Annotated in this window: 31 protein-coding genes and 2 pseudogenes; 19 read left to right on the top strand and 14 right to left on the bottom strand. The window is 61.9% G+C overall.

The genetic code is table 11. The features are described 5' to 3' along the window. Positions 1–56: 56 nt before the first annotated feature. Positions 57–461, bottom strand: coding sequence for a VOC family protein (locus tag AB7G19_RS23100; RefSeq protein ID WP_441253896.1), 405 nt, complete (start codon positions 459–461; stop codon positions 57–59). A gap of 79 nt (positions 462–540) precedes the next feature. Beyond that, positions 541–1,458: a sensor histidine kinase gene (locus tag AB7G19_RS23095; protein ID WP_441253894.1), complete on the bottom strand. Its 918-nt coding sequence runs from the start codon at positions 1,456–1,458 to the stop codon at positions 541–543. A 298-nt stretch (positions 1,459–1,756) separates the two neighbouring features. On the opposite strand from AB7G19_RS23095, the gene AB7G19_RS23090 reads away from it, so the two are divergent. From AB7G19_RS23090 to AB7G19_RS23080, 3 genes are read left to right on the top strand one after another with little or no spacing between them, the layout of a single operon-like run. Further along, positions 1,757–2,320, top strand: coding sequence for a phosphatase PAP2 family protein (locus AB7G19_RS23090; RefSeq protein ID WP_304489690.1), 564 nt, complete (start codon positions 1,757–1,759; stop codon positions 2,318–2,320). Continuing rightward, the gene (locus AB7G19_RS23085; RefSeq protein WP_071911114.1) at positions 2,317–2,664 is read left to right on the top strand and encodes a DUF3147 family protein; all 348 of its coding nucleotides are present in this window, start codon (positions 2,317–2,319) and stop codon (positions 2,662–2,664) included. The genes AB7G19_RS23090 and AB7G19_RS23085 overlap by 4 nt, the downstream gene beginning before the upstream one ends. 2 nt (positions 2,665–2,666) lie before the next feature. Next, positions 2,667–3,137: a hypothetical protein gene (locus AB7G19_RS23080; RefSeq protein ID WP_038937345.1), complete on the top strand. Its 471-nt coding sequence runs from the start codon at positions 2,667–2,669 to the stop codon at positions 3,135–3,137. 20 nt (positions 3,138–3,157) lie between these two features. Here the strand turns inward: AB7G19_RS23080 and AB7G19_RS23075 are convergent, their stop codons facing one another. Then, positions 3,158–3,673: a YciE/YciF ferroxidase family protein gene (locus tag AB7G19_RS23075; protein ID WP_038937344.1), complete on the bottom strand. Its 516-nt coding sequence runs from the start codon at positions 3,671–3,673 to the stop codon at positions 3,158–3,160. Between the two features lie 87 nt (positions 3,674–3,760). Here AB7G19_RS23075 and AB7G19_RS23070 point away from each other — a divergent pair, with 87 nt between their 5' ends. Further along, positions 3,761–3,955 (top strand): hypothetical protein, encoded by a 195-nt coding sequence (locus AB7G19_RS23070; protein ID WP_038937343.1) that lies wholly within the window; start codon positions 3,761–3,763, stop codon positions 3,953–3,955. Positions 3,956–4,135: 180 nt separating this feature from the next. Beyond that, positions 4,136–4,324 (top strand): hypothetical protein, encoded by a 189-nt coding sequence (locus AB7G19_RS23065; protein WP_038937342.1) that lies wholly within the window; start codon positions 4,136–4,138, stop codon positions 4,322–4,324. A 558-nt stretch (positions 4,325–4,882) separates the two neighbouring features. Here the strand turns inward: AB7G19_RS23065 and AB7G19_RS23060 are convergent. Both AB7G19_RS23060 and AB7G19_RS23055 read right to left on the bottom strand, forming a co-directional pair. Next, on the bottom strand, positions 4,883–5,098 hold the full coding sequence (locus AB7G19_RS23060) for a hypothetical protein (RefSeq protein WP_304489691.1): 216 nt from the start codon (positions 5,096–5,098) through the stop codon (positions 4,883–4,885). A 394-nt stretch (positions 5,099–5,492) separates the two neighbouring features. Continuing rightward, positions 5,493–5,894, bottom strand: a complete 402-nt coding sequence (locus tag AB7G19_RS23055; RefSeq protein ID WP_441254544.1) for a hypothetical protein — start codon at positions 5,892–5,894, stop codon at positions 5,493–5,495. Between the two features lie 136 nt (positions 5,895–6,030). On the opposite strand from AB7G19_RS23055, the gene ku reads away from it, so the two are divergent. The 3 genes from ku (at position 6,031) to AB7G19_RS23040 (ending at position 7,856) form a co-directional block, all read left to right on the top strand. Next, complete coding sequence (gene ku, locus AB7G19_RS23050; RefSeq protein ID WP_441253891.1) at positions 6,031–6,957, top strand: non-homologous end joining protein Ku; 927 nt, start codon at positions 6,031–6,033, stop codon at positions 6,955–6,957. Positions 6,958–7,037: 80 nt separating this feature from the next. After that, positions 7,038–7,265 (top strand): hypothetical protein, encoded by a 228-nt coding sequence (locus AB7G19_RS23045; protein WP_038937338.1) that lies wholly within the window; start codon positions 7,038–7,040, stop codon positions 7,263–7,265. Positions 7,266–7,280: 15 nt separating this feature from the next. Continuing rightward, positions 7,281–7,856: a cell envelope biogenesis protein TolA gene (locus tag AB7G19_RS23040; RefSeq protein ID WP_441253889.1), complete on the top strand. Its 576-nt coding sequence runs from the start codon at positions 7,281–7,283 to the stop codon at positions 7,854–7,856. 17 nt (positions 7,857–7,873) lie between these two features. Here the strand turns inward: AB7G19_RS23040 and AB7G19_RS23035 are convergent, their stop codons facing one another. From AB7G19_RS23035 to AB7G19_RS23025, 3 genes are all read right to left on the bottom strand, one after another. Next, on the bottom strand, positions 7,874–8,137 hold the full coding sequence (locus AB7G19_RS23035) for a hypothetical protein (protein ID WP_441253887.1): 264 nt from the start codon (positions 8,135–8,137) through the stop codon (positions 7,874–7,876). 404 nt (positions 8,138–8,541) lie between these two features. Further along, positions 8,542–8,892 (bottom strand): hypothetical protein, encoded by a 351-nt coding sequence (locus AB7G19_RS23030; protein WP_049813237.1) that lies wholly within the window; start codon positions 8,890–8,892, stop codon positions 8,542–8,544. 77 nt (positions 8,893–8,969) lie between these two features. Continuing rightward, positions 8,970–9,431 (bottom strand): Hsp20 family protein, encoded by a 462-nt coding sequence (locus AB7G19_RS23025; RefSeq protein WP_038959803.1) that lies wholly within the window; start codon positions 9,429–9,431, stop codon positions 8,970–8,972. A 331-nt stretch (positions 9,432–9,762) separates the two neighbouring features. Here AB7G19_RS23025 and AB7G19_RS23020 point away from each other — a divergent pair, with 331 nt between their 5' ends. Genes AB7G19_RS23020 through AB7G19_RS23005 form a run of 4 tightly spaced genes read left to right on the top strand, consistent with a single transcriptional unit; the run spans position 9,763 to position 11,300 of the window. Further along, positions 9,763–9,984 (top strand): hypothetical protein, encoded by a 222-nt coding sequence (locus tag AB7G19_RS23020; RefSeq protein WP_304489694.1) that lies wholly within the window; start codon positions 9,763–9,765, stop codon positions 9,982–9,984. Further along, positions 9,981–10,157 carry a hypothetical protein gene (locus tag AB7G19_RS23015; RefSeq protein ID WP_441253884.1) on the top strand — a complete coding sequence of 59 codons (177 nt, stop codon included), beginning with the start codon at positions 9,981–9,983 and terminating at the stop codon, positions 10,155–10,157. The genes AB7G19_RS23020 and AB7G19_RS23015 overlap by 4 nt, the downstream gene beginning before the upstream one ends. Then, complete coding sequence (locus tag AB7G19_RS23010; RefSeq protein WP_441253882.1) at positions 10,154–10,507, top strand: hypothetical protein; 354 nt, start codon at positions 10,154–10,156, stop codon at positions 10,505–10,507. The genes AB7G19_RS23015 and AB7G19_RS23010 overlap by 4 nt, the downstream gene beginning before the upstream one ends. Then, positions 10,443–11,300 (top strand): glucose 1-dehydrogenase, encoded by an 858-nt coding sequence (locus AB7G19_RS23005; RefSeq protein WP_441253880.1) that lies wholly within the window; start codon positions 10,443–10,445, stop codon positions 11,298–11,300. The genes AB7G19_RS23010 and AB7G19_RS23005 overlap by 65 nt, the downstream gene beginning before the upstream one ends. Before the next feature lie 317 nt (positions 11,301–11,617). Here AB7G19_RS23005 and AB7G19_RS23000 read toward each other — a convergent pair whose 3' ends face one another. Together AB7G19_RS23000 and AB7G19_RS22995 are read right to left on the bottom strand one after the other, a co-directional pair. Beyond that, positions 11,618–12,718, bottom strand: coding sequence for a DNA topoisomerase IB (locus AB7G19_RS23000; RefSeq protein WP_441253878.1), 1,101 nt, complete (start codon positions 12,716–12,718; stop codon positions 11,618–11,620). Between the two features lie 515 nt (positions 12,719–13,233). Next, positions 13,234–13,503 (bottom strand): hypothetical protein, encoded by a 270-nt coding sequence (locus AB7G19_RS22995; protein ID WP_441253877.1) that lies wholly within the window; start codon positions 13,501–13,503, stop codon positions 13,234–13,236. Between the two features lie 26 nt (positions 13,504–13,529). Between AB7G19_RS22995 and AB7G19_RS22990 the strand changes: the two genes are divergently transcribed. Beyond that, the gene (locus AB7G19_RS22990; RefSeq protein ID WP_354134884.1) at positions 13,530–13,655 is read left to right on the top strand and encodes a hypothetical protein; all 126 of its coding nucleotides are present in this window, start codon (positions 13,530–13,532) and stop codon (positions 13,653–13,655) included. Positions 13,656–14,166: 511 nt separating this feature from the next. Next, on the top strand, positions 14,167–14,427 hold the full coding sequence (locus AB7G19_RS22985) for a hypothetical protein (protein ID WP_441253875.1): 261 nt from the start codon (positions 14,167–14,169) through the stop codon (positions 14,425–14,427). A gap of 192 nt (positions 14,428–14,619) precedes the next feature. Here AB7G19_RS22985 and AB7G19_RS22980 read toward each other — a convergent pair whose 3' ends face one another. Together AB7G19_RS22980 and AB7G19_RS22975 are read right to left on the bottom strand one after the other, a co-directional pair. After that, on the bottom strand, positions 14,620–15,009 hold the full coding sequence (locus AB7G19_RS22980) for a hypothetical protein (protein ID WP_354134882.1): 390 nt from the start codon (positions 15,007–15,009) through the stop codon (positions 14,620–14,622). Between the two features lie 322 nt (positions 15,010–15,331). After that, a pseudogene (locus tag AB7G19_RS22975) lies at positions 15,332–15,566 on the bottom strand (IS5/IS1182 family transposase); the annotation flags it as partial. A gap of 359 nt (positions 15,567–15,925) precedes the next feature. On the opposite strand from AB7G19_RS22975, the gene AB7G19_RS22970 reads away from it, so the two are divergent. The 5 genes and pseudogenes from AB7G19_RS22970 to AB7G19_RS22950 all read left to right on the top strand — a co-directional run bounded on the left by AB7G19_RS22970 (position 15,926) and on the right by AB7G19_RS22950 (position 18,081). After that, positions 15,926–16,246: a hypothetical protein gene (locus tag AB7G19_RS22970; RefSeq protein WP_441253873.1), complete on the top strand. Its 321-nt coding sequence runs from the start codon at positions 15,926–15,928 to the stop codon at positions 16,244–16,246. 41 nt (positions 16,247–16,287) lie between these two features. Further along, positions 16,288–16,908, top strand: coding sequence for a hypothetical protein (locus AB7G19_RS22965; RefSeq protein WP_354134880.1), 621 nt, complete (start codon positions 16,288–16,290; stop codon positions 16,906–16,908). A gap of 69 nt (positions 16,909–16,977) precedes the next feature. Further along, a pseudogene (locus tag AB7G19_RS22960) lies at positions 16,978–17,416 on the top strand (YidB family protein). Positions 17,417–17,442: 26 nt separating this feature from the next. Beyond that, complete coding sequence (locus AB7G19_RS22955) at positions 17,443–17,706, top strand: GlsB/YeaQ/YmgE family stress response membrane protein (protein WP_441253871.1); 264 nt, start codon at positions 17,443–17,445, stop codon at positions 17,704–17,706. Between the two features lie 21 nt (positions 17,707–17,727). Then, positions 17,728–18,081 carry a CsbD family protein gene (locus AB7G19_RS22950; protein WP_441253869.1) on the top strand — a complete coding sequence of 118 codons (354 nt, stop codon included), beginning with the start codon at positions 17,728–17,730 and terminating at the stop codon, positions 18,079–18,081. 204 nt (positions 18,082–18,285) lie between these two features. On the opposite strand, the gene AB7G19_RS22945 is transcribed toward AB7G19_RS22950, so the two are convergent. Continuing rightward, on the bottom strand, positions 18,286–18,852 hold the full coding sequence (locus AB7G19_RS22945) for a hypothetical protein (RefSeq protein WP_441253867.1): 567 nt from the start codon (positions 18,850–18,852) through the stop codon (positions 18,286–18,288). A gap of 163 nt (positions 18,853–19,015) precedes the next feature. After that, positions 19,016–20,326 (bottom strand): OpgC family protein, encoded by a 1,311-nt coding sequence (locus tag AB7G19_RS22940; RefSeq protein ID WP_441268128.1) that lies wholly within the window; start codon positions 20,324–20,326, stop codon positions 19,016–19,018. Between the last annotated feature and the right edge of the window lie 732 nt (positions 20,327–21,058).

Raw genomic sequence — 21,058 nt, 5'->3', positions numbered from 1 at the left:
TCATGGCCGGGAAAGAGCGTTCCTGTCCGGTGTCCGCGAGCGCCGCCTAGCTCAGGTTATTCGCGCGGCGGGAGGCCGAAGCTCTCCCTGGCCGTATAGGTCACCGCTTCGATCTTGTTACCGTCCGGATCACGCACGAACGCGCCGTAATAATTTGCGTTGTATTTCTCGCGGATGTCCGGGGCGCCTTCGTCGGTACCCCCTTGAGCCATCGCGGTCTGATGAAAGCGCCGCACGGTCTCCCGGTCGGGGGCCTGAAAGGCGACATGGACGCCGTTGCCCGGCGCCGCCGGGCGGTCGTCGACTGGAGCTACGATGCTGAACACGATGTCGGATGCACCGTAATCCAGTGACGTGGCGGAGATCTTGATCAGCCGTAAGCCGACCAGCGACATCAGCGGATCGTAAAACGCTCTTGCTCGCTGGATGTCGTTACTCCCAAGGGATACATGATGGATCATTGAGCCGGCCCTTTTTGAGTAGTTGTCAATCGCGAGCGTGTGGCGCGGGTAAGCTTCGGCTGCGATAGTCGTTGGAAGGTCAGCTCTCCGCGGGAAGAAGGGGCATGGTGAACGTAAATCGGGTCTCGTCCGTCGTCGAACTCACGGTTAGCGCGCCGCCATGGGCCTTGGCGATCTGTGAGGCGATGTAGAGGCCAAGCCCAAGGCCCTGACGGCTCGCATGGTTGCCCCGAAAAAAGGGCTCGAACAGCTTCTCCATCGCCGCCGCCTCGGGGATGGGCTGGCCGACATTGGATACCCATAGTTCGAAGGACTCGCCTCGCGTCTCTCCGTGAACGAACACCGGTTTGCTCGAAGCTCCGTGTGTCAGTGCGTTTCCGACAAGGTTCGAGAGCAGCTGTCCCAGGCGCGAACGGTCGCAATTCACCGGGCGGTCGATTTTGAAATCGGCATGGATGACGCGGCCGGGCGAGGCCAGTCTCAGTTCGTCAACGACCCCTACGAGCACCGGCTCAAGCGGTTTCCCCTGGTCGCGATTCAGACCGATGCCGCCGCCCAGCCGGCCGCGGGCGAGATCGAGCACATCGTCGATCAGCCCCGCCATCCGCATGACCGTGGTCTGCATCATCGCGATGACCTGATGTTCTTTCTCGGTCTGGGCCGTTCTGTCGAGAATGCGGGCGCCGGCGCTGATGGATGCGAGCGGGTTGCGCAGATCGTGGCCGAGCACCGCGATGAACTGCTCGCGCAGCTCATGTGCTTCGTGCTCACGCTGCAGCCTCTCCTCTGCAATTTGGCCTGCGGCCTTCGCAAGTTCGCGCGTTCCGAGGAGCTCCTGTTCGTAGCGGCGGCGGTCGGTCGCTCTGATGAGCGCCAGGCTGATGGAGAGGGGTTTGTCTTGCGCGTCTCGCCGTTCCTTCGCGTTGGCGATCATCTGCAGCGGTTGCCCGTTGGCCTTGATCACGTCGATAGCAAACTCCTCGAACGAGCCTTGCATCCGCAGAAGCGGCGCGATGTGCGTCTCTTAGTAGATGCGCCCTGCCATCGTGGGGAAGTCGCTGAAGCGCTTTCCGACCATCTCGTCGGCGGTGTGGCCGCTCCAGCCACGGAAGGTCCCATTCACGTATTCAATCCGCCCGCCGGGCTTAGTGTCAACGTGGACTTCCGCGCACTGCGTTTCACCGAGCCTCCAATCCCTTTGACAACAACGGGTTGCGCCGCCGGTTCCATTTTTAAATTAGAACCAAGGACCCGCTTGGGAGTTGTGGAATCCCGAATCCAAACCGAGCGGACAGATGGCCTTTGTCAACGTGAAACCGACAGATGCCGACGTGCGGTTCGCGCGGGCGGTAGCGCGGCATACCAACCATCTTACGGAGACGGTCTCCCGCGGATTGACCTGGGGCGCCGACGAAAAGATCCTGCTGGCCTTGGCCGCGGCGGGTTGGGTGGTTACGCGCACGCGAAGGGAGTCGGTGCGTCGCGCCGGCGACCATGCCCTGCTTGTGGCGGCAACCGCGTCGGTTCTGCCGCATCTAATGAAGTCCGTCTTCGACCAAACCCATCCGGACCGGAAGACCGTGCTGGGGCACCTCAACGGAGTTTCATTCTCCGGCAAACGCAAGGATGCCTTTCCGTCCGGGCACGCGCTGCATATGGGCGCGCTCGCCTCCGCTGCCGGCCCGTTGCCTGCGGGGCTGCGCCGCGCGATCCGCGCGCTGGCGGTCGGCCTCTGCGTCACGCGCATCGTCGTGCTGGCGCACTGGGCGAGTGACGTCGTCGCGGGCTTCGCGCTCGGTGCGGTTCTCGAGCGAATGCTTCGCCCGTTGACCGGCTATCCGGCCAAGGAGCCGAGATGAGCGAGTACGTCATCCGTTTCCTGATCGGAGGCGCCGTCGTGTCGGCGTTCTCCATGCTGGGCGACGTGCTGAAGCCCAAGAGCTTCGCCGGTCTGTTCGGGGCGGCGCCATCCGTGGCGCTGGCGACCCTCGGCATAGCGATCTACCAGCACGGGGCCGGCTACGCCGGCTCGCAAAGTAAGGCCATGATGGCCGGCGCGGCCGCGCTCATGGTCTACAGCGTCTTCGTCTGCCAGCTTCTGATACGCACTCGGATGCGGGCCTTGCCTGCGTCCCTACTGTCGATCGTCGTCTGGTTGACCGCGGCCTTCGGTCTCTGGGCGCTTTCGGGAGGACATGCGTGACGATCCCGATCAAGGTCTCGCTCTCGTCGCTGCACGAAGGCCGCTGGTACGAATACCTTGTCCGATTCGCGCTGGGCGGTGCTGCGACCGTGTTCACGGGCCTCGTCAGCAGCCGCTGCGGAGCTTCGGTCGGCGGGCTTTTCCTCGCGCTGCCGGCGATCTTCTGCGCGAGCGCGACCCTGATCGAGTCGCACGAAATCCGGCGCAAGAAGGAGGCGGGGCTCGAAGGAAGGCGACGAGGGCAAGAGGCCGCAGCGCTGGACGCCGCCGGTGCCGCACTGGGCGCGTTCGGCATGCTGGCGTTCGCCGCTGTGTTCTGGGTCCTTGTCGAATGGAGCGTTGCGGGCACTTTTATCGGCGCATCGCTGTCATGGCTGGCTGTCGCTGTGGCGGCCTGGTTCGTGCGGCGCCGATTCCGCCTCGTGCGCTCGGCTCGACGGAAAAGCGGCTCCGCGATGTCGCGGAGCCGCTGAGTGTGACAGAGGATTTCCGGTTACGCGGCGTCAGAGGCCTTGGCATTCACGCCCTTGCGGAGCGCCACCGTGTTGAGCTTGGTGTTCGCCGCTTTCTCCTCGTTGAGGTTCGTGGTCAGGAAGCGCACGATCTCGTCGTGGCCAAGTTCTTCGGCCCAGGCGATCAGCGTGCCGTAGCGGCACATTTCGTAGTGCTCGACGGCTTGGGCGTTGGCGACGATGGCGGCGTCCAACACGGCCTTGTCCTCGATCTCGCCGGCGGTCTCGTCGGCTTCCTTGATGATGCCGTCGATGGCGGGGCACTTGGTGCCGCTCGGCTCCTTGCCGAGCTTCGCAAAGGCCTTCTCGAGCCGTTGGACCTGCTTGTTGGTCTCCTCGAGATGGCTCTTCAAACCGGTGACCAGATCCCGGCTGGTCGCCTTGTCGATCATCTTCGGCAGCGCTTTCAGGATCTGCTGCTCGGCGTAGTAGATGTCCTGCAGACCGTGGATCAGCAGGTCGTCCATCGTTTTGATGTCCTTAGTGAAGAAGCCCATAATTCGATCTCTCCTCTCGCAATGATGGCAATGGAACGCGCTGCGGTCTTCGGCGGTTCCCGTCTGCGACAAAGGACGGAGAGAACGATGGACAGGACCGAGACCTTCGCGGCGCTGCTAGGGCGGGCGGCCATGGACGTGTGGGGCGACATGCCGCGTGAAATCCAGGAAGCGCTTTTCGAGACGGCGATGAAGGGTCGCGAGCTGGATCGCGAGGAGTTCGCCCGGATGCTTCACGACAGGCAGAATCCGAGCCTCATCTTGGTGAGGCCTGCAAGCTAGAAGGGCTCCAGGTGAGAGACGTTCGAGGACGAAGCTCTCTTCCGCCTAATGATCCGCCGGGGCCCGTCTCATTGGGCGCAATTCAACGCAGCCGCCAAAATAAACAGGAACAGTCTCGGGCAAGGCGGGGTTGGCGCCGATAGACGAGGAAGTGTTCTGGACGAGCGGAAGGAGCAGCAAATGGACAACGAAGGAAAATCATCAAAAGCGGGGGAACTGGCCGCTGAAGGCTTGCGCGAGGCAACCGCCAAGGAGGAAGCGAAAAACGAGAGCGAGACGGGGCACGATCTAGCCAAGGGGGCTGATCGCTTCGAAGAACGCTCCAAAAGCTCCGATGGAAAAAGCGCAGAAGAAAAACAAAAAGGGTAAATGCAAATAGCAGACCCGGCGCAACGTTTCCTAGTGGGGCCTCAAGGTGAGCGTCGTTGTTTTGCGGCGTCGAAGACTAGCCGCCGGAGATGCTGTGACTACCTGCAGAGCGGGGCGGGAACAGTCGCCCCCTCTCTCGTTGAAGGCAATGGCGGAAAGAACTCTTTACGAAAGCTCGAACGGCGACATCTGGCGGCTAGTCCGTCAACCGCACACCGGAGTCCCTGTGGTCGCACATCGGCCGAATGCTGCCTCCGGCGGGCGGGCGTCCCTCATCGAGATCGGACAATTCCGACGCGCCGGCAGCAGCGGACCTGAACATCAGGCTTTGCTGGCGTTGATAGGCACCTTGGTACAGGACTGACGCCTGTGGCTGGAGGGCCGCCATGTTCTTTTTCTTCTCCAACCGGCTAGGCTGCCTCGGCTCGCTTCTGATCTCGGCCCTCGTCACGGTCGCGCTTCTCTTCATGTTCGGAATGCTCAGGTTCTGAGAACTGCCCTCTTGATCGGAGGCGCGAGGATGCCTGTGGGCTGAAGTCAGCCTTGTGGCTTGCTCTGTCAGGCCTCTCCCGGTCCGCTGAAGATCGAGGTCGGTGGGCTCGTGCGGGGGACCGGCAGGGGGCGCTCGGCGAGCCGCGGGCCCCCGCCCGCGCGGCCGCCCTTGACATCGTAGCTCTCGGCGAGCTTCAGCAGGCGTCGCCTGGTGAAGGGGTCGGCCCTGTCTGCGAGGTCGCGCACGCGCTGGGCCAAATCACTGTAGGATACCTGCTCCATCGAGCACCTCCGGCTACCATTTGCGAGCATTTCAGGACGGGCGCGAGGTCGCCGTCAAGACGAGATCACAGGTTTCATACCTTTTGCTGTTTCCGCTTGAGGCGGGCGGCTGCGCGGGCCTCAGCTCGTCCGTGGCAGGGACACCATGACGATACGGCATCCGATCCGGAGGCGTGCCCGGAGTGGGGGCGGCCACTAAAGCTCGTGCCTGGTGAAGAGGGCAGAAGCCGGTCAGCCTGGCGGATCAGCGCCTCGCCCTTGGCGCGGGCCTCGGCCGCCTGTGTCGCCAAAATGGTGGTCATGGCCCGGGCGTGGCCGAGCTCCTTCTGCAGCGCCTTGCGGTCGCCTCCGGACAACGGCGTGGGATGGTGCTTCGGAGCCATCGGCCCGCGGCCTACGGCACGTCGTAGGACGGCCAACAGCCGTCTTCCTCATGGCGGCCGGTCCGCTGCGTGCAGGTGTTGTCCAGCAGGCGCTGGCCGACGTCTTTCCAGACGGCGTCCGGTCCATACAGGCGGGCGGCATCGGCCTTCTGGATCTCGACGAGCCGGGCGCAGCGGCGGCAACCGACTCTCAGAACGTGCTGGCTGATTTGGCTGAGCCGTAGCGTTGCTCCAGAGGGGGCCGATCGGGTCTCGGCGCGAGGGTCCTCCAGGAGGGCTTGCCAGTAATCCGGAGGCAGGTCGGCGTCCGGAGCCAATCCAGGCTTCGTAGGTACGCTTCTGCCGACGGCAGCGGCCATCTTGTCCATCTGCGTTGAGTTCGGCATGCGCCAGCTCGCGGGTCGGTCCGTCATCGCTCCATAGAACACAACAAGAACAAAAGAGTCGATAGAGGGCGAAAAAGATTCTCGCTGATCGTGGGCCATCGCGTCGGAACCGGCCGCCGCCGTTCGTCTTGAATCCGCGGTCCCCAACCGGAGTTCTGCGTACATGGCCCCCCGCGCCAACTGGAAAGGCTTTCTGCGTCTGTCCCTCGTGACCTGTCCGGTGGCGCTGTATCCGGCCACGTCCGAGAGCGAGAAGATCTCTTTCAACCAGCTCAACCGGACGACCGGCCACCGCATCAAGTACCTGAAGGTCGATGCGGACACCGGCGACGAGGTGCCCAACGAGGACATCGTCAAGGGATACGAGGTCGAGAAGGGGCAGTTCATCGAGGTGACAAAGGAGGAGCTCGAGGAAGTCGCGCTCGAGTCGACTCGGACCATCGAGATCGACGAGTTCGTCGACCGCAGCGACATCGATCCGCGCTACCTGATCCGGCCCTATTACCTGCGCCCGGACGGCAAGGTCGGGCACGACGCCTTCGCCGTGATCCGAGAGACCATCCGCGAGATGGACAAGGTCGCGATCGGGCGGCTGGTGCTGACGAGCCGCGAGCACATCGTCGCGCTCGAGCCGCGCGACAAGGGGTTGATCGGGACGCTGCTGCGGTACCCCTACGAGGTTCGGGATCCGGCGGAATACTTCGATGAGATCCAGGATGTGAAGGTCACGAAAGATATGCTGGATCTCGCCAAGCACATCGTCAACCAGAAGGCGGGCCGCTTCGATCCGGACAAGTTTGAAGACCACTACGAGACCGCCCTGGTCGACCTCATCAACCAGAAGAGGGCAGGCAAGGTCATCCGCCCGAAGGAGCGGCCGAAGGGCGAGAACGTCGTCGATCTAATGGACGCGCTGCGCAGGAGCGTCGGCGGCGCAGCGGCCGAGGCGGGGACACAGAAGAAGCCCGCCAAGAAGACGAAGAAAGCTTCCGCTGGCCAGAAGGAAATGCTGATGCCGATCGCCGGCAAGAAGCCGAAGGAAGCCGCAGCGAAGAAGCCGGCGGCCGGGGCGCGGCGGAAGTCGGCGTAAGCCGTTGCCGTGCTCACGCTCGCTAGGTCGCGACGAGCGTCCGAGGGCCGGTTGCTTGGCTGCCAACACGGGAGGATGCCATGGATGAGCGCGAAACGTCTGCGATGACCGAAGCCTCCGGTCTCGTCACCGATCCGGCGGGCGCCGCGGCCCCGTCCGGAACGAGGTCTTCTCACCCCCCTCGCGTCAATTCCGGGGAATTCGCAACGGACCTGGCGGAGCGGTTGCGCGAGATCACCGTGAAGGCCCCACTGCAGGCGCTTTTTGCCGCGTTCCTGCTTGGGGTGTGGATGGCGCGCCGGCGCTAGGAGTGCTGCCGGCTGATGCCGAGGAAGCTGAAGACATTCCAGACGTCGCTCGGATTCTACGATCTCGCGATCGCCGCGCCTTCGATGAAGGCCGCGCTGGAGGCGTGGGGCGCCGGCAGCAATCTCTTCCATCAAGGTTTCGCCAAGGAGACCGATGATCCGGATGTCGTTGCGGCCACGATGGCGAAGCCGGGTGCAGTCCTGAAGCGCCCGGCCGGCTCGAGCGGTCGCTTCGCCGAGCAAGCGGACCTTCCCGATCTCGATGACGAGGAGAGCGGTCGGAAGAAGGCTCGACGGCCGGAGTCCAAGAGGCGGACGGTGCCCGCGATCAGCGTCGAGGATTCGCGCAAGGCCGCTGCGGAATTTGAGCGGGAACAGAAGCGGCGGGATGCGGAGCGCCGCAAGGAAGAGGCGGCGCGCGAGAAGGAGCGGGCCGAGGCGCTGGACACTGCGCGGCGTGAGCACGAAGCGCGCTCAGAGACCTTGATCGCCGAACGGGCAGCGATTGAAAAGAGGATCGAGGCCGAGGACGCGCGGTGGGAGAACGAGAGGGAAGAGCTCAAGGATGCCCTGCGCCGCGCTCGGGAATAGAAGCCCCGGCTGCTGCGTTATTCCGGCAGGCACTCGGGACAGGTGTCGCCGATCGATTCCAAGACGGCCCGGACTTCAGCGGCCGCTTGATCGGATGAGACGCCGGTCGGCGGATCCTGACGGGCAAAATCTAAAGCGCGTTCGCGCGCATGCGGGTCGGCCCGGTCACGCGCCCAGCCGTGCTCTTCGCACTCGTGGATGGCACCGGCCTCCTGCAGCACATTTATCGCCCATCCTCGCAGCGTCCGGATCGTTCGCGGTCTTTCCTTCGTCATCAGCATCGGATTCTCCTGCCCAAATGAATCCTGGGGTCGCTTGAGCGTTCCCGGCAGTTAGCACGGAGCAGGGATTCCAAAACGGCGAGGCTGGGGCTTGTCCACTTGTTCCAATGCCTTGGTACGGCATGCGGAAGTGTCGGCCTAGGAGGGGCGGTCGCCGCGCCGGTCGTTCGCTTCGAAGCCGCCCTGCGCTCCGCGATGAAGCGCACGAGAAAATCCGTCGCCGACCCGGGAGCGAAGCCGGAGCCGATGGATTCCAGCAGCATCCGGTGCGCGCGCCTGTCCGCTTCGCTTTCCCAATGCTTGGCGTAGGTCTCCAGGAGTTCGGCTCCAACGCCGTCGACCGTTTCGATGAGCCGCCGAAAGATCTCGGAGGCGGAATGCAACGTTGCCGAGCAACACCATCGTCAGGACGGCTGGCGTGAGCATCGCGTTCCGAAGGCAACCGCGGCGGCCCAAGGCCGCCGCAACCGCATCGGCACCCCGCCGCCGCGGGGCGGGTCGTCGTCGTCGCCGTCCAATTTGCGCAGTGCCGCAAGGATTTCCGCGAGCCGGACCGGGCGGCCCATGCCGGGAATCTCGCGCAAGGCCGGCGAGGATTCGACTGCGAACATGTCGGAGGCCCACGACGACAGGACGACCCGCTTCTCGGGAGCGGTCAGCTCCTGGTCGTTCAGGACGTCGTCCGGAGACGCGTAGTGCGCGGCCGGATGGAATAGAGGGTGGTGAGTGCAGGAATTCGTGTTGGCGTTGGTCATTGGTCGTCTCCCTTTTACGCTCCTTTCCAGGGAAGGTTTGAATGCGGGCGGCGGACCAACCACCGCCCGCATGGCCGTCAGGCGGCCTTTTTCTGCTCGATCTGGGGCGAGGAAGCCGTCGCGCCCGCGATCTGGATCCGGCGGGGTTTCATGGCTTCCGGGACCTCGCGGACGAGATCGATGATCAGGAGGCCGTCGCGGAACGCGGCCTCCTTCACCTGGACGTAGTCGGCGAGGTTGAAGACGCGGCGGAAGGGGCGCGCGGCGATCCCTTGGAAGAGATATTCGCTCGCCGGCTTCTCCGGCTTCCGGCCCTCGATGGTGAGCGCGTTCTGCTCGGCCGTTACGCTGATATCGTCGGCGCCGAAGCCCGCGACGGCGAGCGTAATCCGGTAGTGGTCTTCGCCGGAGCGCTCGATGTTGTAGGGCGGATAGTTGTCGTCGCTCGCCTGACGAAGCGCGCTATCGACCAGGCCAGCCAGGTGGTCGAAGCCGATGGTGGAGCGCCACAGGGGCGCGAAGTCGAAGGTCGTCCTCATATCCAAGTCCTCCTAGGAGCAAGATGGTTACGAAGGGACGCAAGTCGGCGGTCCGAGGACCTGCCGGCCGGCGCCCGCGCCGGGCCCAACCTGGCGTCCGGCACACCGCTCTCGCGGCGAAAAATGAATTAGAAAAACGACAAGAGGTTTCAAGAGGACCGTCGGAAATTTTTTCGGCCAACGTGATTGTTAACCCGGTGGCACAAGCATTCGCACGCTGCACCACTGCCATCTTGACAGCGATTTTGCGCCGAATATTTTTGCAACGGGGAATTCGTTTTCCCGTTTCTCGCAGCTGAAAAGGACAAGAAGACCGTCAGGAGTGGCGACGATGCTCGATGAAGATTTTGCCCGTATCCGTGCGCACCGCAACAACATCCACCGCTATCGCAGCCTGCTGAAGACCCGTCTCTCGGACCTCGAACGCCAGTTCATCGAACGGCGCCTCTCCGAGGAGAGCTCGGCGCTGGAGGTATTGACCTCCAAGACCTTCCCCATGGCATTCACGTTACCCCCACAATCGTCGCCGGCGACCGCGGGGGCGGTATCGTGACCGCCGTCACAGATCTGATCCGCGGCAGCGAGAAGGTCATCGCCTACTACCGCCTGCTCCTTGCCAGCGCGAAGACCGAAAGGGAGCGCGAACTCTACTGCAGCCGGATCGAGCGCGAACAACGGCTTCTGGACCAGCTACGCGACGGATTTCCGGAGCGGTTCGCGGCATGAAGTTCGAAACCGACGAGGACCGTTTTGCCGGCTACGACGTCGTGCTGAAGCAGCGGGGACGGGGCCGCTGGAAATGGGCCGTCTGCACCGCCGCGGGCGAAGTCGCCATGTCCGGCTCGGAGTGCAGTCGCGCAGGCGCGAGATACAGGGCGGAGCGGGCGCTGTTTCTTCTTCTTTGCGCAAGCGCGTCGCGGATGCCTGCCGCCAGCGAGGCGGGCAACGGGCTAGGAACCTTGGTTGTCGTCAGTTGGTTGTCGCGCTCTCAACCCGCGGAGACCGATTCCGATGCCCGACTATCCGAAGCCGCCTTACCCCAGTCAGAAGCAGTCAATGCCCGGGTTGACCGCTAAGATGGACCCACGCCCCGATCACGGCGAGGCCAGCTACAAAGGGGCGGGCCGCCTGAACGGCAAGCGGGCTATCATCACCGGTGGGGACAGCGGAATAGGGCGAGCTGTCGCCATCGCCTTTGCCCGCGAGGGCGCCGACGTCCTGATCGCCTATCTCGAGGAGCACGAAGACGCCAGGGAAGTTGCGGCCCTCGTCGAGGCGGAGGGGCGCAAGGTTGTTCTGGTCGAGGGCGACCTGAGGTCCGCGGACCACTGCAGGAAGGTCGTCGATCGGGCGGTCCGGGATCTCGGCGGGGTCGACATCCTCGTCAACAATGCCGCGCATCAGGCGACCTTCAAGGATCTTGGCGACATCAGCGACGAGGAATGGCGAATGACGTTCGATGTGAATATCCACGCCATGTTCTTCCTCGCGAAGGCCGCCGTGCCGCACATGGAGCCGGGCGGCGCGATCATCAATACGGCATCCGTGAACTCGGACATGCCGAACCCCACTCTCCTGGCCTATGCGACGACCAAGGGCGCTATCCAGAACTTCACAGGCGGGTTGGCCCAGATGCTAGCGGAGAAGGGCATCCGCGTGAACGCGGTGGCGCCCGGGCCGATCTGGACTCCGCTGATCCCATCGACCATGCCCGAGGATACCGTGAAGAATTTCGGCAAACAGGTGCCGATGAAGCGGGCCGGGCAGCCGGCCGAGCTGGCGACGGCCTATGTGATGCTCGCCGATCCGCGGTCGAGCTACACCTCCGGCACCACGGTCGCGGTGACCGGAGGGAAGCCCTTCATCTGATGCCGGGCCTGCAGCATCCAGTCACGCCCGACGGGCGCTATTTCGTCGTCCGCGGTAGACTCTGGCGGGTGAGCGATCCCGACCTTGCTGCCCAAGACAAGGAATGCGGCTGGTGAAACAGCTGATGGATGCGCGGCGAGCCGTGAAGGACGCCAGGGCGGCTATAGATCTGAACGCAGAGACCGTCGCCCATCGCCTCGTCGACGAAGCTAAGCGCCGGCTGGGAGAGCGGGGACCGGTGTGGCGGAAGGATGGCGCGCCCGACTTCAACCGACACGCGGTCAAGAACACGCCTTATGCCGAATGGTACGCGGGGCTCAGGCGGCCTTCAGGGCATCGAGACGCTTGCGGAGAAATGCCAGCACCATGACCTCGTCGGGCGTGAGCTTGGCGTACTGGCGCTTGAACTTCTGCGCGATCTTGGCTTCGATCATCTTCACGAGGTCGCCGGACATGTAGGCGTCCAGAACCTCGGGATGCACGTAGCAGTTGCGGCAGATGGCCGGCGTGTTGCCGAGTTGCTTCGAGACGCTCTCGATCGCGGCGACGACGTTGCGCTTTGCCTCGGCTTGGCTGTCGTACTTCTTGAACTCGGACAGCGCCAGCGCCGCCAGTACGGTCCCGGCCCAAGTGCGGAAATCCTTGGCGCTGAAGTCCTCGCCCGTAACGTCTTTGATGTAAGCGTTGACGTCGCCGGAATCCACGCTGCGAGGCTCTCCGTCGTCGTCGAGGTATTTGAAGAGCTCGTGTCCCGGGATCTCCGCGCAGCGTTTCACGATTGAGGCGATCCGCTTGTCTTCAACGCGGAGCTTCCACTGCTTGCCCGACTTGCCCGTGAAGGCGAACCGAAGAACGCCGCGGCCAACCGCGATGTGCTTGCGGCGCAGGGTCGTAAGCCCGTAGGACTTGTTCGTCTCGGCATACTCGGCATTGCCGACCCGGATCAGCGTCTTCTCCAGGAGGCTGACGATGGTGGCGAGCACCTTCTCGCGAGGCAGTCCGTCCCGCTTCATGTCGGCGGCGACCCGGTGCCGTAGCTCTGGGAGGGCGGCCGCGAACTGGATGATGTGCTCGTACTTGTTCTGGTCGCGCAGCTCGCGCCATTTCGGGTGATAGCGGTACTGCTTGCGCCCGCGTGCATCGAGCCCTGTCGCCTGGATATGGCCGTTGGGTGAGGGGCAGATCCAGACTGACTCGTAGGCCGGCGGGATGCCGATCGCCTTGATCCGCCGAACGACGGCGGCATCGGTAATGCGCTTGCCGTCCTTGTCGTAGTAGGTGAACGTCGTGCCGGTCCGCTTGCGCGTGTAGCCTGGCGAGGAGTCGCTGACGTACCGGAGGCCTTCTTCCGCGATGGTCGCCGCCAACTCGACGGTACGATCCAGAACCTGTTCTTCGTTTCCGGTCTGACGGAGCATTGGCCTGTCCCTCGGAAGCACCCTGGGATCGAGGCTCCGCTTCCTCATAAGGACCGAAGGCGCCTGTTCGTTCCGTTCGGAGGTCGGGCCAGGCTACAGAGATCCTCGCGCAGCCCTTTGTAGAACGGATGCCGCACCTTTCCCTCGGCGGACTTGGCGCGGTACTCGATCTCGGCCAGCAGCTTCGGTTCACCGACATACACGCCGGGGATGGACGGTTACGAACTCGCCGAGCGAGCGACGCGTCTTCGCTCGGGGCTAAAGGTATTGCAGCTGTCGGGCTGAGAGCGACGCCGGGAGGGCTTTCCGTTGATCCGAAAACAGTTCTCTGAAGATGAACTGCGCGCGTCATGCAGCAGACCACGGGCGTCTGCTAGAAGCTTTCGGTCGTCGAACTTATCCCGCCCGCCAGGTCCTCGCGCCGGGCACTGGGCAGCGGCGTCGGCAAGCTCGCATGAGCAAAGCGGGTTGGCCGAAAACCCGCTTCCCAGCACGACCAACGCAACGGCAGGTGCCTATGTGTCCTTCTCGGTATTCGTGACATAATTGTAGACCGCGTCGGATTCGAGCAGGGCCATCAGCGCGCGACGTGTCAAGGAGTGCGAGGGGTCTTTCGGGATATTTCGCGTGCTCCACTTGTGAAATGCGATCAATACACCGGTATCGGGATTTACAATCTCCCTCCCGGGGCTGGAAGCCGCCGCCTGCGCTTCGTTTAAGCGGGCGGCGTTTTTCTTTTGTAAAGCCGCGCCAACTGGCGGCCCATCTTGGCCGGGTACGAGCATAGTATCCCCCACTGCAAGGGGCTCGCATGTTCGACTTCGATCTATTTTCGAAACGCGAATGGGCGACGATGGTTATCGCTTTCGTGGCTGTAACCGCTCTCGCCCTCTACGGGTTTTTCAAGTTTCTCGACTATCTGGCGCCGCACCTGTAAGGACCGCCTCAGTTGGTGGCCCGCTTATTGATCATTCTTCAGCTTGCGCCGGCCCCATGCGCCTCTTTGCCCTTGAGCTTCAACCTTGAAATCAAAATCAATCATCGTGACAGACAAACCGCCTTCCAACCTTGCTCGGCAGCGTTAACTACCCAGCGATAGGCCGCGAGGCTTATGTCAACGTACGTAAGGAAAAACGAAAGCTGAAGGTCTATCAAGCTCGAAGATGGCGTAGGACGCGTCCTGCGGTCGGATAACTTGATGATCTGGGCTGACATGTGAATTCCTACTACTGGTCTCGGTGATCCCGGCGAATTGCAACATAGCAATAATAGCTTGGTTCCCGGTACCTACGGCCTCGTCAACGATGCGACGCGTCAGTTTGCCGAGAGTATCGGCCTAATCGCGCGCGCCGGACAGTAGGCGACGTGGGAGCCGGTGTGCGAGCTATTCCCTTTGAAGTGGAAAACCGCTAAGAATAACGCTGCAGTTGACGACATCTGGAGGGCCTATGACCGTGGCGACATCAGCATCGACCGAGCCCGAACAGCAGTCTTCGACCTTGCTGGCGGAATTGGAACGCCTGAGTGGGCAAGACGTGGCATTGGCGCGACTGCTCCATCACAGGGATCGACATATCGGTAAGCTGGCCGAAGGCTTCATTGCCATCAACTGGCGGAGGCAGGTGCCTGAAGTGATCGAGCCTGAGGAGCAGCACATCATCGATCTGCTGTGCGAGTACGACGCGGCACTCGCGCATGAGGCGCAATAACTGCGAGGGTGCAATCTGCGCCGACGGCGCGTGTTGCTTGTACGACCTTGGCCGTCCGGTCCATATAGCGTCGTGGTCCCTTGGGTGTCGGTGATCGCGCGGCCAGCGTTGCGCCCCGCGGTATCGTAGAACTGGCGCTGCTGAGCCATCGCATCACCGGAGGCGATCAGAACCAGCAGCGCGATCAGCGCCTCATTTGGACCTCCCGAACGTCTTGTCGGACTTCAGCAGGAACAGACCCTCGTTGCGGTCATCATCGTAGAACCCGATCCAGTAGTATTCCCGGTGGTTAGGCGGTCTCTCGCCGCGGCAGACGAACATCGCGCGATACTCGACATCGGCCCGCGTCGTCGGCCATTGCGGCCTCAGCCCGACAAGTCTGCACCCAGCGTCGTTTCCAGCCTCGTAATGAAACCCGCGCGGGGTGATCTGGATGCCTTCCTCATCCTTCCCGCAGTGCTTCATCATGTGCCGCTCGCCGCACCATCGGCCGTGGAACATCGAAGGCATCTCGGCGGCGTCGGCGGCGTTAGCGGCGAGCAGCAGCAGGCTGCCCAACAGGATGGTCCTCGTCAGTTCCATCACCAATCCTGTTGTTGTTGAAGCAGCCATAGACCCACTTGCTATGATCTCTCGGGAAATAGGTCCATGAGCCGTCTGGATTTTCGGCGACGACACGCACGCGACCATTGAAGTCGGTGAACTGGATTGTCGCGATGTGATCGCGGTCGACCATTTCATAGGCCACGACCGGAAAATTGAAGCTGTCCTTTCGGCTACCTCCTTCTGGCCCAAGGCCAGCAAGGCCCGGCCGGTCCCCAGGGCGTCCCCGGCATTCCGGGCCCGGCGTTCAATTTGGACAAGGTGCTGGCGCTATCGGAAAGCTACAGCGCGTCGTCACTCTCGACTGCACCCGGTTCAAATAGCCGTAGATGTAAAGCTTCAGGAGAACCGAGGGATGGTATGACGGCCGCCCGGTCGCCGCCGGTTCCCCCCTCGAAGCTTAACTCGGCCAAATCGAGTGCATCGACAAACACGTCGATCACCCGAACAGGGTTGCTCTCATCAATGAAATCGTCGAGGCATTCGGGCAACAACGTCGACTGCCCACGATCCGCCTCCGCAACGAAGCGCTTCATCCCAGCCCCCCGCAAATCGTGCGGGAATCATATCGCGCGAATCACATCAAGCGCAGCGTTTTCACACAGCCAGGGTCAAAAGCTGGCGACCGAGGCAAGTACGGTTCCGCGTCCGGTCCACTGCCGATATGCGACTCCCCTCTGATTCAATCGGGGAAGCTCGGCCAAGGGGCGCGCCCGATTTGTAACCTGTCGGGCGGGCGGTACGCCGAGGTCTCGCCGTCAGTCAGCTGGCGCTACGCGATTGCGGATTTGCAGATGCGATCTGTCCCTCATGGCGTGCTTCGTTTACCCGAAACGGGAGAAATAGGAACATCGTCGCGACGGGCGTGTTGTGACCGGCCACTAAGGAGGACGACATGAATAAGAAATTTCTTCTTTTTCTAACGGCGGTTTCGCTTCTGACCGGTCCGTCGTTTGCCCAGAATCCGCCGGCGACGGATCGGCCGAACAATAACGCGGTTAACAGCTCGGGCCAGAACAATTCCGAGAAGCCGGTTTCGGGCGCCAACAGTTTTACCGAGGGTCAGGCCAAATCGAAGATCGAAGAAGCTGGCTACACCAACGTGACTTCCTTGAAGAAGGACGACAATGGCGTGTGGCGCGGAAAGGCGAGCAAGGGCGGTGCGTCGGCCGATGTCAGCCTGGACTTCCAAGGCAACGTGAACGCAGCGAAGTGACCCCTCGCTCAACCGCCGCGATAACCGAGAAGGATTCGATTATGACCGTTACGATTTCACGTCTCTACGACAACTATTCCGACGCGCAGCGCGCGGTGACGAGCCTGGAGGCGGCGGGCGTGCCGCATTCGGATTTGAGCATCCTCGCCAACAACTCCGACAACTGGTACAGCACCGACAAGAAGGTCGATCGCGATCGCGATGGGGTCGACGATCGTGCCGAGGGTGCTGCGACGGGAGCTGGCGTCGGCGCGGGTCTCGGCGGCGCCGCGGGCTTGCTCGCAGGCCTCGGGCTGTTGGCGATCCCGGGCTTGGGTCCGGTCGTCGCGGCCGGGTGGCTCGCGTCGACCGCGCTGGGTGCCGCTGCCGGCGGTGCCACGGGTGGCGTGGTTGGGGCTTTGACGCAGGCTGGTGTATCCGATGAGGAAGCTCCGCTCTACGCCGAAGGCGTGAGAAGGGGCGGCACGCTTGTTTCGGCACGCGTCCCCGATGCCGATCGCGCGCGATACGAAGCGATCTTGAACCAATCCGCCGTCAATCTGCGCGACCGGAGCGTGGCTTGGCAGAAAGCTGGATGGAAGAATTACGACCCGTCGGCTCAGCCTTATGGCGCGGACGAGGTGCGCAGGGAGCGCCAACTCTACGGCACCGGCGTGCGGTAGATCATCGGCGGCCCGCCTTGGCGGGCCGCCTTTTTCTTGCACCCACAAACTTAAATCGATGAGCCGAACATGAACCGCGGAATGCCATCGATGACTGCCCTTTTTAGTATGCTCGCGATCGCCGGTTACGAAAATCGGGACAAGCTGGCGGACATGTTCCGCAACGCTACCTCCGGTCAGCCGGCGGGCGCCAAGAATTCGCTGAGTAGTATGCTCGGCAATCTTGGCGGTCTGGTGGGCGGCGGTGGAGTAGGTCCGCTCCTGAACGGCGGCCTCGGCGAGTGCTCGAGCACTTCAGGCAGAATGGGCAAGGGGACGCGGCCCAATCCTGGATCAATCAGGGGCCGAATCGGGAAGTCACCCCGCCCGAACTCCCGACGTCCTTCAAAAACTGGAGCAGCAGACAGGCCTGTCGCAGCAAGAGATACTCGACCGCTTATCACGCGAGCTTCCTACAGCCGTGGACCAATACACGCCCGACGGACGTCTTCCGGCTCCATCGGCGTGATAACATCGTAAGGCTCGAGGAAAGTCATGAGCATTATTTGGACGATCATCATCGGCTTCGTCGCGGGCGTCATCGCGAAGTTCATCATGCCCGGCGACAACGAGCCGTCCGGTTTCATCCTGACCACGATTCTGGGAATCGTGGGAGCGTTCATAGCGACTTACCTCGGCCAGGCGCTGGGTTGGTACCGGCCTGGAGAAGGCGCAGGACTGATCGGTGCCATCCTCGGCGCGATCGTCGTGCTGTTTGTTTACGGTATGGTATCTGGTCGAAGCCGTCGGGCCGTTTAGACGGGTTTGGCGGCGAACCTCATGAAGGGAGCGACGGTACCGGCTCAAGACCCAGCTCTCGGCAATTTCGGCGACGTCGTCGGCATAGCGGCCACCTTCACCTTGTGGAAGCGTCAGCGCCGCTGGAGGAACCACTGCGCAACGCTTTTGTTGGTTTATCTTCCAACAGCAAAGGACACGATTATGGACCGCGAACATGTGAAGGGCGCTGCCGACAAGGCAAAAGGCGCCATCAAAGAAGGTGCTGGCAAGCTTACTGGCGACAAGGACTTGGAAGCCGAAGGCAAGATTGATAAGGCCAAGGGATCCGCCCACAACGCAGTGGGAGACGTGAAAGACGCAGCGCGGGACGCCGCTGACGCCCTAAAGAAATAAGTAGAAGAAAGAAGACCAAAAACTAGCCGCCTCCGGGCGGCTTTTTCTTTTTAGACTAGCCGGTCTAGCACAGTGTAGTCGGCGCCATTCACGGGCCTTTAAAATTACGAACAGAAGAAGAGCCCAGTCCTGGTGGCGAGGCTCTCCTTCAGCTTTCCATGGTTGCCTCAACAGCCGCCTTTACGGCGACATCGAGTTCAGAGGTCATTTGATTTCCCAGGACGTGTTGTGTGGGATGTCCATCGCAAAATAATCGCCAGAGCCAGCCAGCGCAGGCATCGCTATACACGAAAATGGTTCGCTTCCGGTGATGCCCTTATACTTACCGGTACCGCCGGTGATGATATGCGTTCCACAATCCATCTTCGGCTGGGCCTTGTCGAGGTCTCGAGTATCGAAGGTCGAGAAAATCTTGTCGCCGTCGCTGTCGGCAAGCACGCAAGCTCCGTCAATGTATTTCTTGTCTCCGGACGCGACGTTCAGCGCCACGCAGCGTGCTGACATCTTGTCCAGCATCTTCTCTCCCTTCATGTTTTGAGTCGTCCCGACCGCCTCCAGCGTAGTGGCTTTGCCGAGTTCGGCAGTGTCAATGCTCATCAAGGGCCGAAAAATAAAGTGCGTCACATAAGGAGTAGTCCCCTTCTTTTCAATCGAATCTCCCGCGACAGCCGCGGGGGCAAAGGACATGAGCGCCGCAGCAAAAGCTGTTGCTTTGGTGAGTCCGATCGCTGCGGTGAATGTGGGGGCCATGCGCATGTTGATGACGTTCATGAGTGCCTCCTTAGATCAGGCGGCGGTTCAGGTCTCCGCCGTGAACTGCCGCGAGTTGAAATCGACCTGCGTCTGACGCCGGCGCCGAGCGCCAACGTGCCCGAGCACCGCGGTTAGGGTGGCGACAGCTCGCCGACCTGGAGCAAGGCGGGCGCGATACCAATTATGGGTCAAGAGCTTCCTTCCGCGTTCCATCCGCAACCTGCCAGCTAGAGAATGCCGGTGCGACCTTCTCGGTCGACTGCCTCCACCCGGGATAATGACCGTGCTTGACGCTGATCCGGTTCAGCAGCATCGCGACGATGATCATCGCCAGGATTCCAGCAAGACTAAGCACGAACTGCATCGCAAGGCGATCCGAGATGTCGAGCAGCGTCAGGTGGCTGGCCAGGGCTAGGGGGACGCCGAGACAATAGATTGGCAGCGAATTCTCGCCACAGCACCTCGCGCAGCGCATGACTGGCGTCGACAGCCCGCGCCAATCCTGAGGAACGAACCGTAGCACCACAATTGCAAGAGCCAGGAAATGCAACAGCCGGAACGGACTGAGATTCGATTTATCCAGCGGGAAGAGCAGATCGGACAAAGTTTGCGGGACCAGCGGCTTGCCGCTGCAACTCAGCGCGAGGACCAGGCCAAAAACCAGATAGACAACAGCAAGGGTAAGCGTCGTGCGCGACGTCACCCAGGGCCGGACCTTATCCCCTTCGATGACGCACCACGCGCCTAGCACGATTAAAAGCTGCCAAGCCAACGGGTTGAAGAACCAGGCGCCGTTGGGCCAGGCTGGAACGCTCCAGCCGAAGATGTGTACGAGTGCATAAAGCAACAGCGAAACACCAAGCGTAACGTTTGGTGCTCGCAGCAGCATCCACAGCAGCGGCGCGAACAACACGTGAAAGATGACGAAAGTCGGCAAGACGTCGGTGTTGACAGGGCGATATTGCAGGATTGCGGCATGCGCAAGCGTCGCGCCCGGATGATCGAGCAGAATCCGCGTATTGCTCACGTCGGCAAGCCGATCGCTGCCCGCGAGGTAGACGAGGATGGTGCAAGCGAGCGTGAGCAGCAGAAACGCGGCATAGATGTCCCATCCCCGCCGCAGCGAACGGCCAATCATGCCGCTCCAGCCCTCGCGCTGACGTGTCCTGCCGTAGGCCAGCGCGCAGGTCACGCCCGAAATGAACATGAATATTTCGGCGGCATCGCAGAAGCCGTAGTTGCGCGGTGTCAGCCAGCTTCCGATGTTGTTGGGAACATGATCAAGAAAGATCCACCATAGCGCGATCCCGCGACAGACATCGATGCGCAGGTCGCGGCCACCCCCCTGAACTCCGGCGGAGTTTCGCCGATCAATCGCTTCGAGGTGTGAGTTCGATCGTGCATCTGTTTGACCTGCCGGCGTGCTCGCACATCGGTCGATGAGACGCTCTGCTGCTCCGGGCTGGGGGTGCCAAGCGGGGTATCCGACCAAACGATGCGGTTACGAGCCCGAGCTACCTGATGGTTGGAGGCTCTTTCGTTTGCCAGCCGGTGCTCTGATTTCCTGGGCCGGAAGGATCGCCGTCCTCCCAAAACGTTTGCAATATGTCGTCGCTGGCAACCGGTATCAGAAGCTGCTTCCGCATTTCGGCGAGGCGGGCACGGCAATACTCACGGTAAAACATCTCGACTAAGGTGGACATGATCGAACCCTCGCTTGATCATCACCGTTGACGATAGATTTCGACCATTTCAACCGGCGGTAAATATCAACGGCGCCGGACTAGTTTGTGTCCGACGAACTCGGATGACGACGATGTGGCCGAAGAGGCGCGACACGAAATCGGTATCAGAGAACGTCTAGTGCTGCAGGACAGTCTGTCCGCGGATCGTTGAGTTCGATCAATCGCGAGAGTCATAGAAGCGGGGCTTACTCTTTCACCCTGCCAAGGATATCTAAACTAGATCCGATAGCGGCAATCAGAAATAGAGCCATCACGACCGCCTCCTCTTAAAGGAGATTTTTTGACGCCGCGGCTTTCGCAATCACTATAGACCTAATTTCTCGCCGCTAAGTGAACAAGTTCACATCAACATTGAATATAGGTGAGCGAGACTAGCAGGCCAATGGCGTCGCTTCTTGGACTCTTGCGCACAGATCAAAGCAAGTTCGGTGCGCGAACTGCAAAATGCAGATACCGGTAAGTTTGTCGCATTTGATCCC

Source organism: Bradyrhizobium sp. 215_C5_N1_1 (assembly GCF_052075935.1).
In the GTDB taxonomy this organism is placed as follows: Bacteria; Pseudomonadota; Alphaproteobacteria; order Rhizobiales; family Xanthobacteraceae; genus Bradyrhizobium; species Bradyrhizobium barranii.
This window is presented reverse-complemented; position numbering and strand designations above follow the sequence as displayed.

Excerpts from the sequence above, each read along its gene's own strand:
- AB7G19_RS22950 (WP_441253869.1), top strand. The coding sequence starts at position 17,728 with ATGAAGGGAGCGACGGTACCGGCTCAAGACCCAGCTCTCGGCAATTTC.
- AB7G19_RS23040 (WP_441253889.1), top strand. The coding sequence starts at position 7,281 with ATGCCGAGGAAGCTGAAGACATTCCAGACGTCGCTCGGATTCTACGAT.
- AB7G19_RS22970 (WP_441253873.1), top strand. The coding sequence starts at position 15,926 with ATGAATAAGAAATTTCTTCTTTTTCTAACGGCGGTTTCGCTTCTGACC.
- AB7G19_RS23030 (WP_049813237.1), bottom strand. The coding sequence starts at position 8,892 with ATGACCAACGCCAACACGAATTCCTGCACTCACCACCCTCTATTCCAT.
- AB7G19_RS23070 (WP_038937343.1), top strand. The coding sequence starts at position 3,761 with ATGGACAGGACCGAGACCTTCGCGGCGCTGCTAGGGCGGGCGGCCATG.
- AB7G19_RS23020 (WP_304489694.1), top strand. The coding sequence starts at position 9,763 with ATGCTCGATGAAGATTTTGCCCGTATCCGTGCGCACCGCAACAACATC.
- AB7G19_RS23100 (WP_441253896.1), bottom strand. The coding sequence starts at position 461 with ATGATCCATCATGTATCCCTTGGGAGTAACGACATCCAGCGAGCAAGA.
- AB7G19_RS23095 (WP_441253894.1), bottom strand. The coding sequence starts at position 1,458 with ATGCAAGGCTCGTTCGAGGAGTTTGCTATCGACGTGATCAAGGCCAAC.
- AB7G19_RS23065 (WP_038937342.1), top strand. The coding sequence starts at position 4,136 with ATGGACAACGAAGGAAAATCATCAAAAGCGGGGGAACTGGCCGCTGAA.
- AB7G19_RS23005 (WP_441253880.1), top strand. The coding sequence starts at position 10,443 with ATGCCCGACTATCCGAAGCCGCCTTACCCCAGTCAGAAGCAGTCAATG.
- AB7G19_RS23090 (WP_304489690.1), top strand. The coding sequence starts at position 1,757 with ATGGCCTTTGTCAACGTGAAACCGACAGATGCCGACGTGCGGTTCGCG.
- AB7G19_RS23035 (WP_441253887.1), bottom strand. The coding sequence starts at position 8,137 with ATGCTGATGACGAAGGAAAGACCGCGAACGATCCGGACGCTGCGAGGA.
- AB7G19_RS22980 (WP_354134882.1), bottom strand. The coding sequence starts at position 15,009 with ATGGAACTGACGAGGACCATCCTGTTGGGCAGCCTGCTGCTGCTCGCC.
- AB7G19_RS23010 (WP_441253882.1), top strand. The coding sequence starts at position 10,154 with ATGAAGTTCGAAACCGACGAGGACCGTTTTGCCGGCTACGACGTCGTG.
- AB7G19_RS22990 (WP_354134884.1), top strand. The coding sequence starts at position 13,530 with ATGTTCGACTTCGATCTATTTTCGAAACGCGAATGGGCGACGATGGTT.
- AB7G19_RS23060 (WP_304489691.1), bottom strand. The coding sequence starts at position 5,098 with ATGGAGCAGGTATCCTACAGTGATTTGGCCCAGCGCGTGCGCGACCTC.
- AB7G19_RS22965 (WP_354134880.1), top strand. The coding sequence starts at position 16,288 with ATGACCGTTACGATTTCACGTCTCTACGACAACTATTCCGACGCGCAG.
- AB7G19_RS23000 (WP_441253878.1), bottom strand. The coding sequence starts at position 12,718 with ATGCTCCGTCAGACCGGAAACGAAGAACAGGTTCTGGATCGTACCGTC.
- AB7G19_RS23075 (WP_038937344.1), bottom strand. The coding sequence starts at position 3,673 with ATGGGCTTCTTCACTAAGGACATCAAAACGATGGACGACCTGCTGATC.
- AB7G19_RS23085 (WP_071911114.1), top strand. The coding sequence starts at position 2,317 with ATGAGCGAGTACGTCATCCGTTTCCTGATCGGAGGCGCCGTCGTGTCG.
- AB7G19_RS23025 (WP_038959803.1), bottom strand. The coding sequence starts at position 9,431 with ATGAGGACGACCTTCGACTTCGCGCCCCTGTGGCGCTCCACCATCGGC.
- AB7G19_RS23055 (WP_441254544.1), bottom strand. The coding sequence starts at position 5,894 with ATGACGGACCGACCCGCGAGCTGGCGCATGCCGAACTCAACGCAGATG.
- AB7G19_RS22945 (WP_441253867.1), bottom strand. The coding sequence starts at position 18,852 with ATGAACGTCATCAACATGCGCATGGCCCCCACATTCACCGCAGCGATC.
- AB7G19_RS23045 (WP_038937338.1), top strand. The coding sequence starts at position 7,038 with ATGGATGAGCGCGAAACGTCTGCGATGACCGAAGCCTCCGGTCTCGTC.
- ku (WP_441253891.1), top strand. The coding sequence starts at position 6,031 with ATGGCCCCCCGCGCCAACTGGAAAGGCTTTCTGCGTCTGTCCCTCGTG.
- AB7G19_RS22995 (WP_441253877.1), bottom strand. The coding sequence starts at position 13,503 with ATGCTCGTACCCGGCCAAGATGGGCCGCCAGTTGGCGCGGCTTTACAA.
- AB7G19_RS22985 (WP_441253875.1), top strand. The coding sequence starts at position 14,167 with ATGACCGTGGCGACATCAGCATCGACCGAGCCCGAACAGCAGTCTTCG.
- AB7G19_RS22955 (WP_441253871.1), top strand. The coding sequence starts at position 17,443 with ATGAGCATTATTTGGACGATCATCATCGGCTTCGTCGCGGGCGTCATC.